Annotated in this window: 14 protein-coding genes; all 14 read left to right on the top strand. The window is 61.2% G+C overall.

What is annotated here, in order from left to right:
- The first annotated feature begins 5 nt into the window (after nt 1–5).
- Nucleotides 6–2456 carry a conjugal transfer protein TrbE gene (gene trbE / locus LRS11_RS00865; protein WP_260495123.1) on the top strand — a complete coding sequence of 817 codons (2451 nt, stop codon included), beginning with the start codon at nt 6–8 and terminating at the stop codon, nt 2454–2456.
- Nucleotides 2453–3217 (top strand): P-type conjugative transfer protein TrbJ, encoded by a 765-nt coding sequence (trbJ, locus tag LRS11_RS00860; RefSeq protein WP_260495122.1) that lies wholly within the window; start codon nt 2453–2455, stop codon nt 3215–3217. The genes trbE and trbJ overlap by 4 nt, the downstream gene beginning before the upstream one ends.
- Before the next feature lie 11 nt (nt 3218–3228).
- Nucleotides 3229–3531, top strand: coding sequence for a hypothetical protein (locus LRS11_RS00855; RefSeq protein ID WP_260495121.1), 303 nt, complete (start codon nt 3229–3231; stop codon nt 3529–3531).
- A complete protein-coding gene (gene trbL, locus LRS11_RS00850; RefSeq protein WP_260495120.1) occupies nt 3528–4712 on the top strand; it encodes a P-type conjugative transfer protein TrbL in 1185 nt (394 codons plus the stop codon). The genes LRS11_RS00855 and trbL overlap by 4 nt, the downstream gene beginning before the upstream one ends.
- Nucleotides 4713–4725: 13 nt before the next feature.
- Nucleotides 4726–5430 (top strand): conjugal transfer protein TrbF, encoded by a 705-nt coding sequence (gene trbF / locus LRS11_RS00845; protein WP_260495119.1) that lies wholly within the window; start codon nt 4726–4728, stop codon nt 5428–5430.
- The gene (gene trbG, locus LRS11_RS00840; protein ID WP_260495118.1) at nt 5427–6413 is read left to right on the top strand and encodes a P-type conjugative transfer protein TrbG; all 987 of its coding nucleotides are present in this window, start codon (nt 5427–5429) and stop codon (nt 6411–6413) included. Before trbF ends, trbG begins: the two co-directional genes overlap by 4 nt.
- 2 nt (nt 6414–6415) lie before the next feature.
- Nucleotides 6416–7690, top strand: a complete 1275-nt coding sequence (locus LRS11_RS00835) for a TrbI/VirB10 family protein (RefSeq protein ID WP_260495117.1) — start codon at nt 6416–6418, stop codon at nt 7688–7690.
- Nucleotides 7687–7935 (top strand): DUF2274 domain-containing protein, encoded by a 249-nt coding sequence (locus LRS11_RS00830; protein WP_260495116.1) that lies wholly within the window; start codon nt 7687–7689, stop codon nt 7933–7935. The genes LRS11_RS00835 and LRS11_RS00830 overlap by 4 nt, the downstream gene beginning before the upstream one ends.
- A 107-nt stretch (nt 7936–8042) precedes the next feature.
- Nucleotides 8043–8372, top strand: coding sequence for a type II toxin-antitoxin system Phd/YefM family antitoxin (locus LRS11_RS00825; protein ID WP_260495115.1), 330 nt, complete (start codon nt 8043–8045; stop codon nt 8370–8372).
- Nucleotides 8372–10123, top strand: a complete 1752-nt coding sequence (locus LRS11_RS00820) for a restriction endonuclease subunit S (RefSeq protein ID WP_260495114.1) — start codon at nt 8372–8374, stop codon at nt 10121–10123. The genes LRS11_RS00825 and LRS11_RS00820 overlap by 1 nt, the downstream gene beginning before the upstream one ends.
- The gene (locus LRS11_RS00815; protein ID WP_260495113.1) at nt 10113–11726 is read left to right on the top strand and encodes an AAA family ATPase; all 1614 of its coding nucleotides are present in this window, start codon (nt 10113–10115) and stop codon (nt 11724–11726) included. Before LRS11_RS00820 ends, LRS11_RS00815 begins: the two co-directional genes overlap by 11 nt.
- Entirely contained in the window at nt 11726–12574 is an 849-nt protein-coding gene (locus LRS11_RS00810) for a hypothetical protein (protein ID WP_260495112.1), read from the top strand. Before LRS11_RS00815 ends, LRS11_RS00810 begins: the two co-directional genes overlap by 1 nt.
- The gene (locus LRS11_RS00805; RefSeq protein WP_260495111.1) at nt 12571–14058 is read left to right on the top strand and encodes a class I SAM-dependent DNA methyltransferase; all 1488 of its coding nucleotides are present in this window, start codon (nt 12571–12573) and stop codon (nt 14056–14058) included. Before LRS11_RS00810 ends, LRS11_RS00805 begins: the two co-directional genes overlap by 4 nt.
- Before the next feature lie 425 nt (nt 14059–14483).
- Nucleotides 14484–15851: a multicopper oxidase family protein gene (locus LRS11_RS00800; RefSeq protein WP_260495110.1), complete on the top strand. Its 1368-nt coding sequence runs from the start codon at nt 14484–14486 to the stop codon at nt 15849–15851.
- The last annotated feature ends 1 nt before the right edge of the window (nt 15852 follow it).

Here is a 15852-nt window from a genome sequence, read left to right as displayed (position 1 = left end):
CCGCGATGCTGAACCTAGCCGAATACCGCCTGCGACCGGCCTTGCTTGCCGACTGGCTGCCATGGGCCGGCTTGGTCGCGCCGGGTGTGGTGCTGAACAAAGACGGTTCGTTCCAGCGCACCGCGCGTTTCCGGGGGCCTGACCTCGACAGTGCGATGCAAGGTGAGTTGGTGGCCATCACTGCACGGCTGAACAACGCGCTGCGTCGCCTCGGCGCTGGTTGGGCGTTGTTCGTCGAGGCTGAGCGCCGGGCGGCGGCGGGTTACCCACACTCGGACTTTCCCGAGCCACTGTCGTGGCTGGTGGACGAGGAGCGGCGCGCGACGTTCGAGGAGTCTGGCAACCACTTCGAGAGTGGCTACCACCTCACGCTGCAATACCTGCCGCCAGAAGAGTCGCACGCTCGCGCGGCGAAGCTGCTCTACGAGAATTCCCCGGCGGCGGGCGTGGACTGGCGCGAACGCCTGGCGGCCTTCGTCGCGGAAACTGGGCGCATCTTCGACCTGCTTGATGGTGTGATGCCGGAGATCGACTGGCTCGGCGACGGTGAAACGCTGAGCTACCTGCATGCGACCGTCTCGACTAGGCACTATGGCGTCGAGGTTCCGGACGTGCCGTTCCACCTCGACACGCTGCTGGCTGACATGCCGCTGCTCGGTGGCTTGGCGCCGATGTTGGGCGATGCGCACCTGCGCGTGGTGACGGTGCGCGGTTTCCCAACCTCGACCTGGCCGGGAATTCTGGACGACCTCAACCGGTTGGGCTTCGCCTACCGCTGGAGCACGCGTTTTCTGTGCCTGGACAAGGCTGAGGCTGAAAAGGAGCTCGGTCGCCTGCGCCGCCAGTGGTTCGCCAAGCGCAAGAGCGTCCTGGCGCTGCTACGTGAAACCCTGTTCCAGCAGGAAAGTCCGCTGCTGGATACCGACGCCAGCAACAAGGCCGCCGATGCGGATGCCGCTCTGCAGGCGTTGGGCGGTGACCAGGTCGCCTTCGGCTTCGTTACTGCGACCGTAACGGTGCTCGATGTCGACGCTGACAGGGCTGACGAGAAGTTGCGCAGGGTGGAGCGCGTTATCCAGGGGCGGGGTTTCGTGACCATCCCTGAAACCCTCAACTCGGTGGAGGCGTGGTTGTCCTCGGTGCCGGGCAACACCTACGCCAACGTGCGTCAGCCCATCGTCTCGACGCTGAACCTCGCGCACCTGATGCCGGTGTCGGCGGTATGGGCCGGACCGCAGGGTAACGCACACCTCGACGGGCCGCCGTTGATCGTCACCCGCACCGAGGGTGCGACGCCGTTCCGGCTGGTGACGCACCTCGGCGACGTTGGGCATACCCTGGTCGTCGGCCCGACCGGCATGGGCAAGTCCGTCCTGCTCGCCACACTGGCGCTGCAGTTCCGCCGCTACCCCGGCTCGCGCATCTTCGCCTTCGACATGGGCCGCTCCATGCGGGCGACGGTACTCGGCCTGGGCGGCGAGCACTACGACCTGGGCGTCGATGGCGCGATTGCCTTCCAGCCGCTCGCGCTCATCGACGAGGAAGGCTGTCGCAGCTGGGCGGCCGAGTGGGTCGAAGGGCGCCTGTTGCACGAGGGGCTGGCCGTTGGTCCTGACGAGAGGGCGGCGATCTGGTCCGCGCTAGGCAGCCTCGCTGGCGCGCCGGTCGAGCAGCGCACGCTCACCGGCCTATCGGTGCTGCTGCAATCGAATGCACTGCGCCAGGCGCTGGCACCCTACGTGCTCGGCGGGGCGCACGGCAAGCTGCTCGACTCCGACCTCGACTATCTAGGCATGGCTGACGTGCAGTGCTTCGAGATGGAGGCGCTGATGCACAGCAAGGCGGCGGTGCTGGCCGTGCTGGGCTATCTGTTCGCGCGCTTAGAGGAGCGATTCGACGGCGCGCCGACGCTGCTGATCCTCGACGAATCCTGGCTGTTCCTCGATGACCTGGTGTTTGCCGCGCGCATTCGCCAGTGGCTCAAGACGCTGCGCAAGAAGAATGTCAGCGTGATCTTCGCCACGCAGTCGCTCGCCGACATCAAGGATTCGACCATCGCCCCGGCGATCATCGAAAGCTGTGCGAGTCGCATCTTCCTGCCCAATCCGCAGGCCAGCGAGCCGCAAATCCGCGCGATCTACGAGAGCTTCGGCCTCAGCGGGCGGCAGATCGAGATCGTCGCCACCGCGCAACCCAAGCGCGATTACTACTACCAGTCCCGCGAGGGCAATCGCCTGTTCGACCTCGATCTGGGGCCGGTTGCGCTCGCGTTCGCGGGCGCTTCGACGCCCCAGGAACAGCGCGCCATTGACTGCGTGCTGGGCGATGCCGGTGTGCCCGGCTTCGCCGCTGCCTGGCTGCGCCATCGCGGCCTCGACTGGGCCGCCGAGCTGCTGCCGTCCGCGCCATCCGCCGCGTCCTTCCATGCTTCCCGCCCACAGGAGAGCCTGCCATGAAGCTCCAGTCCTCGCTCAAACCCAAGCTGACCGCGCTCGCCGTGGCCAGTGTCCTTACCTTGGCCTGCGCGCAGCCGGTGCACGCCCTGTTTGGTGTCGGCGACATTGTGCTCGACCCCACCAACCTGGTGCAGAACACGCTGACGGCTGTTCGCACGTTGGAGCAGATCAACAACCAGGTGCAGCAGCTGCAGAACGAGGCGCAGATGCTCAGCAATCAGGCGCGCAACTTGGCCAGCCTCGACTTCAGTGTCGTCAACCAGCTTCACGCGTCGCTGGTCAGGAGCGAGCAACTGATCGCCGAGGCGCAGGGGCTTGCCTACGATGTGCAGAACCTCGATAGCGAGTTCGCCCGGCTTTACCCTACTGAGTACGCCGCCACCGTCAGCGGCGACCAGATGTACCAGGATGCCCGCAAGCGTTGGGCGCACACACTCGATGGCCTGCACACCGCGATGCGCATGCAGGCGCAGGTGTCGCGAAACCTGAGCGACGATGAAAGTGCGTTGACTGTTTTGGTGGGCCAGAGCCAATCGGCCACCGGCGCCCTGCAGGCCATGCAGGCGACCAACCAGCTGCTGGCCCTGCAGGCCAAGCAGTCCATCCAAGCGCAACAGCTTCAGCTCACCCAAGACCGCGCTGCGTCGCTGGAGCTGGCACGGCAGGCGGCGGCCAGCGAGCGCGCCCGCGAAGTACGGCGGCGCTTCCTGGGCGAGGGCACGCCGTATACGCCGCAGTCTGTTCAGTTCTACGGGAACTGACGGAGGTCGCCATGCGATACGTCCTTGCGTTGTCGGCTGCGCTGCTGGGGGGCTGCGATCAGCAGTCCAGCGAAGGCCTGGCCGCAGACCCTGTGCGACTCAAGGTGCTGCGCGCCCAGTGCGCAGCCGAGCGGCAGGCCGTGGGCGAGGGCGCTTGCCGGACTGCCGCCGATGCGTACCGGCACCGCTTCTTCGACGGCCACGGCGGCCCGGAAGAGTACGTCGCTCTAGAGGATCTGCCGCCTATTCCAGCGACTTTCGACAGTCCCGTCGACGATGCGCCGGCTGCTTTTGCCTCGGAGGCCACACCATGAATGACGTGACGATCATCGACCGGTTCCTCGATACGTTTTCGCGCTACATCGACTCGGGCTTTGGGCTGTTGCAAGGCGAGGTCGCTTTCCTCACCGCCACGCTGATCGCGATCGATATGACGTTCGCCGGGCTGTACTGGGCGCTTGGTCATGCCACCGGCCAGGGTGAAGACGTGATGGCGAAGCTCATTCGTAAGGTGCTCTACGTCGGTGCTTTCGCCTACATCATCGGTAATTTCAACTGGCTGGCCAGTATCGTCTTCCGCTCCTTTGCCGGGCTGGGTCTGACAGCGACCGGTGCACTCAGCATGGAGACCTTCCTGCAGCCTGGGCGGCTGGCGAAAACCGGCATCGACGCCGGTGCACCGATTCTGGAACAGATCGGCGAGATGACCGGCTTCCCCGAGGTGTTCGTCAACCTCGATCCCATCGTCATCCTGTTCCTGGCCTACCTGGTGGTCATCGTCTGCTTCTTCGTGCTGGCGATACAGCTGTTCATCACCCTGATCGAGTTCAAGCTGACCGCGCTCGCGGGGTTCGTGCTGGTGTCATTCGCGCTGTGGAACAAGACCGCCTTCCTGGCCGAAAAGGTGCTGGGCAACGTGGTGTCCTCAGGCGTCAAGGTACTGGTGCTGGCGGTGATCGTCGGCATTGGCACGGGGTTATTCGCCGAGTTCCAGGTACATCCCGACGAGCCGTCCATCGACCACGCGCTGGTGGTCATGCTGGCCTCGCTGGCGCTGCTCGCCCTGGGCATCTTCGGCCCGGGCATCGCCACCGGACTGATTTCAGGTGGCCCGCAGCTGGGTGCGGGGGCGATGGCGGGTGCCGCGCTTGGCACGGCGGGCATGGCTGTTGCAGTCGGTGCCGCCGCAACCGGTGTAGGTGCTGCGGTCGCGGCCGGAGCGCGCATGGCACCGACCGCCAAGCTGGCTGCAGGGATGCGCTCGCTCAAGGACCGGTTTGCTGCTGGAGGTGGAGCTTTCTCGGGTGGCAGCGCGGCCGCCCTGGGCAATGCGCACCAGGTCGCCACCGATGCCAAGGCGCAACCCGCATGGGCCAAGCGCTTGCAGCGCCGCCAGCAGATCAGCCATGCCGCCACCACCGTCGCGCACACGCTGCGCGGTGGCGACGGCGGCGGTTCGGGCAGTGGCCCGAACTTGCGGGATTCGGATTCATAAAGGAGGACGAACCATGCGTTTCAAACGACCGCGGGTGCGCTATGCCGAGACGCCGCAACCCGCCACCCCGTACCAGGCCGCTGCGCAGGCGTGGGACGAGCGCATCGGCTCGGCTCGCGTGCAGGCGAGAAACTGGCGCTTCATGGCCTTTGGCTGTCTGGCGCTCGCACTGCTGATGGCGGGTAGCCTGGCCTGGCGTTCGGCGCAGTCCATCGTCACACCCTACGTGGTGGAGGTGGACAGATCGGGCCAGGTGCGCGCAGTTGGTGAGGCAGCCACACCGTACCTGCCGGCCGATGCGCAGGTCGCCTACCACCTGGCGCGCTTCGTCACGCTGGTGCGCTCGCTGTCCATCGATCCGATCGTGGTGCGGCAGAACTGGCTAGACGCCTACGACTACACCACCGACCGTGGCGCGGCCGTGCTCAACGACTACGCGCGCACCAACGATCCGTTCGCTCGTGTCGGCAAGGAGTCGGTGACGGTGCAGGTTAGCAGTGTCGTGCGGGCCAGCGACGCCTCTTTCAATGTGCGCTGGACGGAGCAGCGCTTCGTCAACGGCGCGCCCGCCGGCACCGAGCGCTGGAACGCGGTGATCTCCACGATCCTGCAGATCCCGCGTACCGAACAGCGTCTGCGCAAGAACCCCTTGGGCATCTACGTCAACGGGCTGTCGTGGAGCCGCGAGCTCGATGCGTCCGAAGGAGCCAAGCCATGAACCTGTCCTTACGCAAATCCACGCTCCCCCTGGTCCTGCTGGTCTTGGCCGGCTGCTCCAGCCAGGGCAAGCCCCCGCCGCGCATCTCGCTCGGCGAGCCGGTGCAGGCGCAGCCGCTGCCCGAACCGCCGAAGCCGGTGGAAGTAGTGGTGGTGCCGAAGGTGCTACCAATGCCTGGGCAGATGAAGCCATTGCCGGGCGAAGCCATCTCTACCCCGGAGCCGGCCGACGAGAAGGTCAGGGTGTCGCGCGCGAACCAGGAGGCGAGGGTGGCACCCATGCGCGAGGGCTACATCAACGCGATCCAAGTCTGGCCCTACAGCGACGGCGCGCTTTATCAGGTCTATGCCGCGCCGGGGCGCGTGACCGTAATCGCGCTACAGGCCGGTGAGGAACTGGTGACGGTGGCCGCTGGTGACACGGTGCGCTGGATCGTCGGCGACACCTCCAGTGGTCACGGCGACACGCTGCGTGTGAATGTGTTGGTCAAGCCAATCCGCTCGGATCTGAAGACCAACCTGGTCATCACCACCAGTCGGCGCACTTATCTCATTGAGCTGATCTCGACGGAGAAAGCCTGGATGGCCTCGGTGTCCTGGGACTACCCGAAGGATCGGATGCTAGCCCTGCAACGTCAGGCTCAGGCCGCACAGGCGACCGCGCCAGTCGATACCGGCCTCTCGCTGGAGAAGATCCGCTTCCGATACGCGATCAGCGGCAGCAATCCACCGTGGCAGCCGCTGCGCGCCTTCGACGATGGCGAGAAGGTCTACATCCAGTTTCCAGCCGGCATCGCCCAGGGCGAGCTGCCTCCGCTGTTCGTGATCGGCTCGCAGGGCGATGGGCAACTGGTCAACTACCGTTTCCGCTCACCGTACTTCATCGTGGATCGGCTGTTCGGCGCGGCCGAGCTGCGCCTGGGTGGCGATAAGGGTGACGTTGTGCGCATCGAGCGCACGGACGGTGTGGTACGGAGGAACTGAACATGAGCCAGGACGACATTCCCGATCCTGTCGCGCCACCGGTTGGCAAAGTCCCTCCCGAGTCGGTTGCCCTGCGTGCCCAGCCGCGCCGGGTCACGCGGTTGAACCGACGCACCCTGGCCGTGTTTGCGGGCGGACTCTCGGCTGCAGTACTGGGGGCCACCATCTGGTCCTTGCAGCCACCGAAGCCTAGGGGAGGGAGTGATCCGGCGGAGCTATATAATGTCGACCGCGTTTCGCGCTCCGAAGGACTCGACCGGCTTCCCTCTGACTATTCCAAGCTGCCGCCACCACCCGAACTGGGGCCACCGCTGCCGGGCGATCTTGGCCCGGCCATCGTGCAGTCGCAGCGGCCGGCAGCGGCCAGCTATACGCCATCTGGCAACGATCCCGCCGATGCTGAACGGCTGGCTCGGCTAAAGGAGGCCGAAGAAGCGGCCGCCTCATCGGTGTTTTTTCGCACGGGCAGCCAGCGCCCAGCCGTGGCTGCGCCTCCACAGCCTGCCGCGGATACAGTAACACTGACCGGCTTCGATCCGCTGACTGTCGATTCTGCGTCGACGGCCGCACAGCCTGCCGATCCAACCGCTGTGCAAAATCGGCAGGAGCAGAAAGAAGCGTTCCTGCAAGCCGGCTCCTCGGAAACCCGCAATTCCGGAAACCTGCAGCTGCCGACGTCGCCGTATCAGGTCATGGCTGGCACGGTGATCGCCGGCGCGCTGGTGACGGGCATCAAGTCGGATCTTCCGGGTGACGTGATCGGCACCGTGACGGAGCCGGTCTACGACACTGCGACGGGCAAGTACCTGCTGATTCCGCAGGGCTCGCGCATCCTCGGTCGCTACAACAGCCAGGTCAGCTATGGGCAGAGCCGGGTGCAGGTGGTGTGGAATCGCATCATATTGCCGGACACATCTTCCCTGACGCTGGACAACCTTGTGGGTACCGACCCCGCCGGCTACTCCGGCCTGGAGGACGGCGTCGATTGGCATTGGGATCGCGTCTTCGCCGGCGCGGCGCTAACTACGCTGCTGGGTATCGGTGCCGAACTGGCCGCGCCGGAGAACCGCCAGGGCGGCGACCGGATCATCATCGCAGGCCGTGACGGCCTGCAGGATAGCGTGAATCAGGTCGGGCAGGAGATGACCCGGCGCAACATGAACATCCAGCCAACATTGACCGAGCGCCCGGGCCTGCCGGTGCGCATCATCGTCAATCGGGATCTGGTACTTCGGCCCTACCAGCCGCTGTTTTTCGGTCGGAGGATTTCACGATGAGTATGACCAAGAAGTTGCGGCTGGGACCGCTGCCTAAGACCGAGAGCATCAAGCTGACCTTTGCGTGCCCGGCCAGTCTGAAGACTGACCTAGACCGTTACGCCGAGCTGCATGCGGAGACCTATGGTGAGCCTGTAGATGTCGTGATGTTGATGCCGTGCATGCTGGAAGTTTTCATGGCTGGGGATCGAGGGTTCAAGAAGGGAGTTCACTCGGCCCTTGCTCTGAAGCCAGCAGCAAAGTGATGACTGGACGAAGTCCGCTGCGCTTATCTGCGTTATCGCACCCGCAAATGCTGTAGTCACCGTGCAGTCTTTAGATCAGTCTCGGTGCGTTCATCCATAGCGTCGGGATGCTCCGCAGTTATGGCAAGTTGCAGGGAGCTTTAAAGTGGCTAAAATGGCTCCTTTTGGCGGAGGGCGCGGCGATGCAATCCATGTCAGCTCGGGATGCAAAGAACTCGTTCGGCAAGTTGATCGATATCGCTAGGGCAGAGCCCATAGCTATCGAGAAGCATGGTCGTGCTGTGGTGGTGGTGCTATCCATTGAGGCCTATGAGCGGCTGCAATCCGTCTCAGGCACGCCAGATGGGGCTGTGCCTATTAACAACCAGAGCAGCGGCGATCTTCGTATAAGGCAGGCTGCGCTGAGTACGAACGCTAAATTGGTGGGCCAGGGCTGATGAGCACTAAGAACAACGAGCTGCCGATCGGATGGACATTGGTCCGCGTGGATCGGGTTGGCGCTGTCAGACTGGGCCGTCAGAGGTCCCCTGATAAGCACACTGGCGAGTACGCTACCAAGTACTTGCGCGCGGCGAATATTAAACCGACGGGGCTGGACCTTACTGATGTCCTTGAGATGGATTTCACGCCAGCGGAGCGCAGGGTGCTTTCGCTACGCGCAGGGGATATTTTGTTGACCGAGGCGTCTGGAAGTTCGAGTCAAGTGGGGCGTGCAGCGCTATGGAACGACGAACTCTCGGATTGCTGTTACCAGAACACGATTATCCGGTTCCGCCCGCATGCGGCTCTGCCCAACTACGCGTTGACGGTGTTCCGTCACTACGCCGCCTCCGGAATATTCGGGCGTGTTGCGCGCGGTGTAGGCATACAGCATCTCGGTGCCAGTCGATTTGCCGAGTTGCAGTTTCCGCTGCCGCCCATCAATGAGCAAAAACGTATTGCTGACGCAGTCAGCCAGCGTCTTGCCGAGATCCGGCAGGCGGGAACTCATCTGCGATCAGCCTGGGATCGACTCGGCGCGCAGCGCAAAGAAGTCTTGGCAGCGGCTGTGTCAGGTGAGCTCGTGGCTATGCCGGAAGGGGGCAGTGAGGGCGCCACTGATTCCTCGGCGACGTTGGCACTGATTCATCAGAAGTCAGGTGTCCCGCAGGGCGCTCTGTTTGAACACACGGCAGGAGTACTTGAGCCGCCGGAGGGCGCTCTAGAGCCTTTGCCGCTCGGGTGGATATGGGCCAGAATTGATCAGGTAGGTGAAGTCAGGCTGGGGCGACAACGCTCTCCAGAACATCATCACGGCGAGCACATTCGGCCTTACCTACGAGTTGCGAATGTGTTTGAGGATCGCATCGACACAAGTGATGTTCTTGAAATGAACTTCACGCCGGAAGAGTATCCCGTGTATGTCCTTGAACAGGGCGACATCCTCCTGAACGAAGGGCAGAGCCCAGAGCTTGTTGGTCGGCCGGCGATGTTCCGGGATGAACTGCCTGGGGCGTGTTTCCAGAACACATTGATTCGTTTTCGAGCTGGACCAGCTGTGGACCCCGAGTTCGCGCTGCTGGTCTTCAGGCATTACTTGCACTCGGGCCAGTTTCGCAAGATCGCTCGCGGATCTACCAACATCGCTCATCTGGGGTTGGATCGCTTTCGATCTATGCCATTTCCGCTTCCTCCGCTGGTCGAGCAGGCGGCGATCGTTAATGAAGCTCGGCAACGCCTGGCCGTGGCCGACGCGCAAGGGAATGCTGTGCTCGCGTCGATCGACAGGCTCCCGGAAATGGAGCTCGAGTTGCTTGCTGCCGCCGTCGCAGGCGAATTGGTGCCCCAGCAACCAGATGATGAACCAGCGGCTCAGCTATTGGATCGTTTGGGCGAACCATTGGAAATCGCCGTAGCACTGCCGAAAGTGGAGAAGGGCAGCAAGTCAAAAGGAGACACCGTGAAGCCCAAAAGCACACCACCCTCAAAAGCGAGCAAGTCCACAGTGCAGCTGAGCGCAGTTTTGCGAAAGGCCGATCGTCCATTGCCATTGCCAGAGCTGTTCGCCTTAGCCGGCTTTGACCGTGATCAGCCGGAGCAAGTGGAGTCGTTCTACTTGGCACTTCGATCCGAGCTGGATCGAACGATCCGTCAAACAGGAACTGCCGCAGAGAATGCAGTGTTGGAGGTCATCACCGATGCGCCTTGACGAAGTCACCATTGGTGAATTCAAAAACCTACGAAATTTGCATGTAGATTTTGATGAGCAGTCCCCATATACGGTCTTAGTAGGGGAGAACGGATCGGGCAAGTCGAATCTGATCGAAGCTCTTTCGCTCATATTTCGCAATCTTGACCTTGATCTCGAGGCACCATTCCCTTACCACCTCAAGTATCAATGTCGTGATCAAGGCATTGAGATAAAGGCGGAAGGCGATCAGTTTCCGAGGTTTTGGGTCAGAGGTAAGTCTGGGAGTGAGTACAAAGAGCTAACCAGAAAGCGCTTCATGGCCGAGGACGACAGCGGGCGCCCCCTCTATCGGCCAGGCTTCGTGTTTGGTTACTACTCTGGCCCGAGTGATCGGTTGGCTTCGATATTTGAGAAGCACAGAGAGCGTTACTACAACTGGATCATCAAGTCCACAGAGCAGCGCGGGAAGGTACGAGTCGCCGATCCCAACAATCTGCGTAGGCTTTTTTACGCGCAGACGCTGCACGGGCAATTTGCTCTCATTGCCTTCTTCATGAATGCGGCAGACAACCACTCCGATGATGATAGGGAATTTCTCCGTGAGCATCTTCAGATTGATGGATTAGACAGCGTCCTCTTTGCTCTGAAGCGCCCACCTTGGAAGCGTCGCGACGGCGACTCACGATTCTGGGGTGCGGTGGGCGAAGTGCAAGAATTTCTGAGTCGCTTGTATGACAAGGCTATGCTCCCAGCGCGCATGGATAGACGTATTGCCGTTGATTTGACCAAGAATCCCGCCGTTGAAAGCTTGTATCTTTTTTTGCCAAAACCGGATGCACTTGAACAAGTCTATGCGTCCTACGCTGATCAGTACGCATTCTTCACCGCGCTCGAGAGTACTCATCTCTCGAAGCTCCTTGGTGAAGTGAGAACGCGGGTTCGAATGACACCTGCTGCCGGCGGGGGAGAGGTCACCTATCGAGACTTGAGTGAAGGAGAGCAACAGCTGCTGCTTGTCCTCGGTCTACTGAAGTTCACGGCGCGAGATGAGGCATTGTTCTTGCTCGACGAGCCAGATACTCATCTGAACCCAAGTTGGAGCACACAATATCTTGAGTTCCTCGATCGCTTTATTCGAGGTCGTGACAGTTGCCACATTGTAATGTCGTCGCACGATCCACTGGTATTTGCAGGACTCAAACGTGATCAGGTGAGGATATTTCGCCGTGATGCAGAGGGGCGAGCGGTTGCGGAGTTGCCGGACAACGATCCACGAGGAATGGGTGTCGCTGCAATCCTTACTAGTGACCTTTTCCGGCTGCGCTCGACACTCGATCCGAAGACACAGGAGGAGCTTGACCGCCAGCGAATCCTTGCGATGAAAGATATCCTGACGCCCGAGGAAGAATCTGAGTTTCGAGATATAAAGGCGCGCCTCAGAGCCTTAGGCTTCGACCAAACAATTCGTGATCCTCTCTATGGTCAATTTGTGAAGGCATGGACAGAACAGCAAGATCCAGCGTGGGCTGAGTCTGTTCAGTTGACGCCTGAACAAATGGACGAGCGGGCTCGCTTGGCTGCGAAGATCGTCAAACAGCTCCAAACGGCCGAGGGCCGCTGATGCGATTCATTGACCTGGAAGAGCTAAAGCCAAGAATACGCCATCTCATTCCGGCGCTAGAAGCGACGCGTGATGCCGTTCTTGCAGAGGCAGACCCGCTGCAACGTGCTGCGTTCATCAATGCCAATCGCGCCCAATGGGTCGCTCTGCGCGCAGAGTTTTCGGCGTTCTCGCACGGCAAATGTTGGTACGTTGAATGCAAAAACCCTGGGACCGACGATGACATAGATCACTTCAGACCAAAGCTCGGCGTCAAAGAAGACCCCATGCATCCCGGCTACTACTGGTTGGCGTTCGACTGGACGAACCTCCGCCTGAGTTGCCACCGTGCGAATCGTCCCCGGATCAATCCAGAAGGTGCAGGAACAGGGGGCAAAGGTGGCCATTTCCCCCTCATTGATCCTGGAGCCAGAGCGTCTACGCCGGCTCAAGGGCGAGGGCAAGAGGTTCCGGCTCTGCTGGATCCCACAAACGTATTCGACGTCGCCTTGCTCACTTTTCGGCAGAGTGGTGAGGTGGACCTTTCCCCTGATTTCAAAGGACAGCCTGGCCCCGAAGCCAAGCTCGCTGCTAGCCGACTGATCCTGCATTTGGACTGGCCAGCCTTCCGTGAGGCTCGCGTCGTGCTTTACAACAAGATTGAGCGGATTGTCGGCCGAGGCGAGCGGGAAGCCCCTCAAAATTTTGACGGAAATACGGTATTGAGCGATGCCTTCTCCGATGCGATACGTGATTTGAAGAATGTGATGAAAGCAGAAGAAGAATATTCGGCCGCAGCCAAGGTATATGTTGAGTCGTTCAAATATCTTTGGTGGGTGCGCCTCATTGTGTTGAAGGTGGCGGCATGAAAGTTAAGAGCGCAGCTGCAGCGGGTGAGGCGAGCGCCCTTGTCCGCAAGCTTTGGCAGTACTGCAATGTCTTGCGGGATGATGGACTTTCCTACCCCGACTATGTCGAGCAGCTTACCTACCTGTTATTTCTCAAGATGTCCGATGAGCAGGAGGGTGGACCCGTTCCGGCCGAGTATGCCTGGGGATCGTTGCTCGATCGGGACGCTGAGGACATGCAGGCGCACTACATTCGAGTGCTTGCGGCGTTGGGCGAGCGTGATGGCATGCTCGGCTTGATCTTCCGGAATGCAAAGAACAAGATCAAGGACCCCGCCAAGCTGAGACTACTTATCGTAGATTTGATCGGCCAAACCGAGTGGACCGGTCTCTCCAGTGACCTGAAAGGCGATGCATACGAAGGTCTGTTGGAGAAGAACGCTCGAGATACAAAGAGTGGTGCGGGGCAGTACTTCACGCCGAGAGCGTTGATCGATGTCATTGTCGAATGCGTCAATCCTGTACTAGGCGAGGTCGTGTGCGACCCGGCGTGCGGCACAGCCGGATTCTTGCTTGCCGCCCATGACTATTTGAAGCGAATGAATCCGCTCATGACGCGAGCGCAGCAGAAGCGGCTGGCCACGAAGTCGATTCGAGGCGTGGAGCTCGTTGAAGAAGTCGCACGCCTTGCCACCATGAACCTTTTGCTGCACGGCGTGGGTGGAAACGCGGAATCAGAATTGCCTATCACTTGCAGTGATAGTCTGAAACAGCCACCAAAGTTTCAAGCTGATGTCGTGTTGACCAATCCTCCGTTCGGCGTGAAGGGCAGCGTGACGTACACACAAGACCAGAAAAGTAACCGTAGCGAGGATAGCCTCACTATCGTGCGCGCTGATTTCTGGGTGCAGACCGCAAACAAGCAGCTCAACTTTCTTCAGCATATCGTTGCCCAGCTAAAGCCTGGTGGGCGTGCTGCAGTGGTGGTGCCAGACAACGTTCTCTACGAGGGAGGAGCTGGTGCTGTCATCCGTCGTCGTTTGCTCGAAGAGTGCCGCTTTCATACTCTTCTCCGTCTACCCGCCGGTCTGTTTTATGCCCAAGGGGTCAAAGCGAACGTCCTCTTCTTCGACCGTCGACGCGCACAAGACAAACTTCTGCCTTCAGAACATCTGTGGATATACGAGCTGCGGACGACCAAACGCTATTCGCTTAAGACCAAGCCATTGTTGCGAGAGGATCTTGATGAGTTCCTATCGTTCTATCGATCAGATGTTGTGCGCAATGGAGTCAGTAGCGAGCTAACGCCTAGTGGGTCTGCATCGCGTTCGTATCGTGTCACTGACATTTTGCAAACGGAGGACTGCTTGTGGGACATGGCTTGGTCTGATGAGTCAGGTGCGAAGCGTCAACCCGGCCTTGCCAGACTGGATGAGCTTTCACGACTAGTAGCGGAGGACCTTCAGCGGGCGCTATCGTTGATTAGCAATCCTAGAAGGCCATAGTTTTCAATCATTGCTTTCTCTGGAAGGGCTGTTTGCGGCCAGGGCGGACAAGACGGTTGGTTGCCGGTATCCTTGTACTCGATTGATGATGGTGTCCCTAGTGTCGTTTTCCCGCAAATAGCTCCATCTCCCGCGCTAGCAAAAGCTCTCTACGGTTGACGGCAAAAGCGGCGGTAAGGCCCCAAGTCGATCACAGTCAATCCCTTTAACCACAATGGGTTAGGTGGCTTGTTGATGATTGAGTGGGAATGATGTGACCGACAAGGGCAGCGCGAGCTGCCCTTGTTGCATCTGTTCTGCGGCAATCCGCCTCGCACGAAGGTTCGTCCTGCTGTGTGCTGAAATGAGAAGATATTGCAATTGGCAGCCCTCATGCGATCAGGGCTGCGCTCTTCCCGGATTGCATCCGGGCTACGGGAATCACTATGTCTTTCACGCGCAGACAAATCCTCGCCGGCATCGCTGGCCTTGGCATCGCCGGCCTCGGCGCCGGTGGCGTGCGCTACTGGCTGGGCCGCCCGCAGAATGTGGCGAGCCATGACTATGAGCTGATCGCCGCGCCGCTCGATCTGGAGCTGGTGCCGGGGCATGTCACGCCGGCCTGGGGCTATGGCGGCCAGGCGCCGGGCCTGGAGCTGCGTTGCCGCCAGGGCGAGCGCCTGCGCGTGCGCTTCATCAACAAACTGGAAGTCCCCACCACCATCCACTGGCACGGCATCCGCCTGCCGCTGGAGATGGACGGCGTGCCCTATGTCTCGCAGCTGCCGGTGCTGCCGGGCGAGTATTTCGACTACGACTTCATCACCCCGGATGCCGGCAGCTACTGGTACCACCCGCACACGGCCAGCAGCGAACAGCTCGGCCGCGGCCTGGTCGGCCCGCTGATCGTCGAGGAGCGCGAGCCGAGCGGGTTCGCCCATGAGCGCACCTTGTGCCTGAAGAGTTGGCATGTCGACGAGCAGGGTGCCTTTACCGATTTCAGCGTGCCCCGCGAGGCGGCCCGCGAAGGCACTCGCGGGCGTCTGTCGAGCATCAACGGCGTATCGCTGCCGACCCTGGAATTGCCGGCCGGGCAGGTGGTGCGCCTGCGCCTGATCAATGTCGACAACACCGTGACCTATCGCCTCAACCTGCCGGGTGCCGAGTCGCGCATCTATGCCCTGGACGGCAACCCGGTGGCGCCGCGGCCGCTGGGCAAGGACTACTGGCTGGGTCCGGGTATGCGCCTGGATCTGGCGCTCAAGGTGCCGGGCGCTGGCACCGAGCTATCGCTGCGCAACGGCCCGCTGCGTCTGGCGACCCTGAAAAGTGTGGCCAGTGCCCAGGCAGCCGACGACTGGCCGCCGGCGCTGCCGGCCAATCCGGTCGCTGAGCCGGACTTGAGCCAGGCCGAGACCCTGCGTTTCAACTTCGAGTGGGCGGCCCTGTTGGCCAGTCCGAATCAGGCCGGCCCGGCGCGCTACTGGCAGATCAACGGCCAGGCCTGGGATATCGATGACAAGGCCTGCGCCGACCGGCCCATCGCGACCCTGAAGAAGGATGGCCACTACATCTTCGTGCTGCGCAATATGGCCCAGTACCAGCACCCGATCCACCTGCATGGCATGAGTTTCAAGGTGCTCGACTCCGATCGCCGCGATATCGTTCCGTATTTAACCGACACCTACCTGCTGGGCAAGAACGAGACGGCGCGCATCGCCTTCGTCGCCGATAATCCGGGGGTGTGGATGTTCCATTGCCATGTTATCGACCACATGGAAACCGGTCTGATGGCCGCGATTGCTGTGGTTTAAG

It is taken from the genome of Pseudomonas sp. J452 (assembly GCF_024666525.1).
Classification (GTDB): Bacteria; Pseudomonadota; Gammaproteobacteria; order Pseudomonadales; family Pseudomonadaceae; genus Aquipseudomonas.
The sequence above is the reverse complement of the archived record's forward strand: the minus strand, read 5'-3'. Positions and strand labels throughout refer to the sequence as shown.

Coding starts and splice junctions, on each gene's coding strand:
- trbE (WP_260495123.1), top strand. CDS start 6: ATGCTGAACCTAGCCGAATACCGCCTGCGACCGGCCTTGCTTGCCGAC.
- trbJ (WP_260495122.1), top strand. CDS start 2,453: ATGAAGCTCCAGTCCTCGCTCAAACCCAAGCTGACCGCGCTCGCCGTG.
- LRS11_RS00855 (WP_260495121.1), top strand. CDS start 3,229: ATGCGATACGTCCTTGCGTTGTCGGCTGCGCTGCTGGGGGGCTGCGAT.
- trbL (WP_260495120.1), top strand. CDS start 3,528: ATGAATGACGTGACGATCATCGACCGGTTCCTCGATACGTTTTCGCGC.
- trbF (WP_260495119.1), top strand. CDS start 4,726: ATGCGTTTCAAACGACCGCGGGTGCGCTATGCCGAGACGCCGCAACCC.
- trbG (WP_260495118.1), top strand. CDS start 5,427: ATGAACCTGTCCTTACGCAAATCCACGCTCCCCCTGGTCCTGCTGGTC.
- LRS11_RS00835 (WP_260495117.1), top strand. CDS start 6,416: ATGAGCCAGGACGACATTCCCGATCCTGTCGCGCCACCGGTTGGCAAA.
- LRS11_RS00830 (WP_260495116.1), top strand. CDS start 7,687: ATGAGTATGACCAAGAAGTTGCGGCTGGGACCGCTGCCTAAGACCGAG.
- LRS11_RS00825 (WP_260495115.1), top strand. CDS start 8,043: ATGCTCCGCAGTTATGGCAAGTTGCAGGGAGCTTTAAAGTGGCTAAAA.
- LRS11_RS00820 (WP_260495114.1), top strand. CDS start 8,372: ATGAGCACTAAGAACAACGAGCTGCCGATCGGATGGACATTGGTCCGC.
- LRS11_RS00815 (WP_260495113.1), top strand. CDS start 10,113: ATGCGCCTTGACGAAGTCACCATTGGTGAATTCAAAAACCTACGAAAT.
- LRS11_RS00810 (WP_260495112.1), top strand. CDS start 11,726: ATGCGATTCATTGACCTGGAAGAGCTAAAGCCAAGAATACGCCATCTC.
- LRS11_RS00805 (WP_260495111.1), top strand. CDS start 12,571: ATGAAAGTTAAGAGCGCAGCTGCAGCGGGTGAGGCGAGCGCCCTTGTC.
- LRS11_RS00800 (WP_260495110.1), top strand. CDS start 14,484: ATGTCTTTCACGCGCAGACAAATCCTCGCCGGCATCGCTGGCCTTGGC.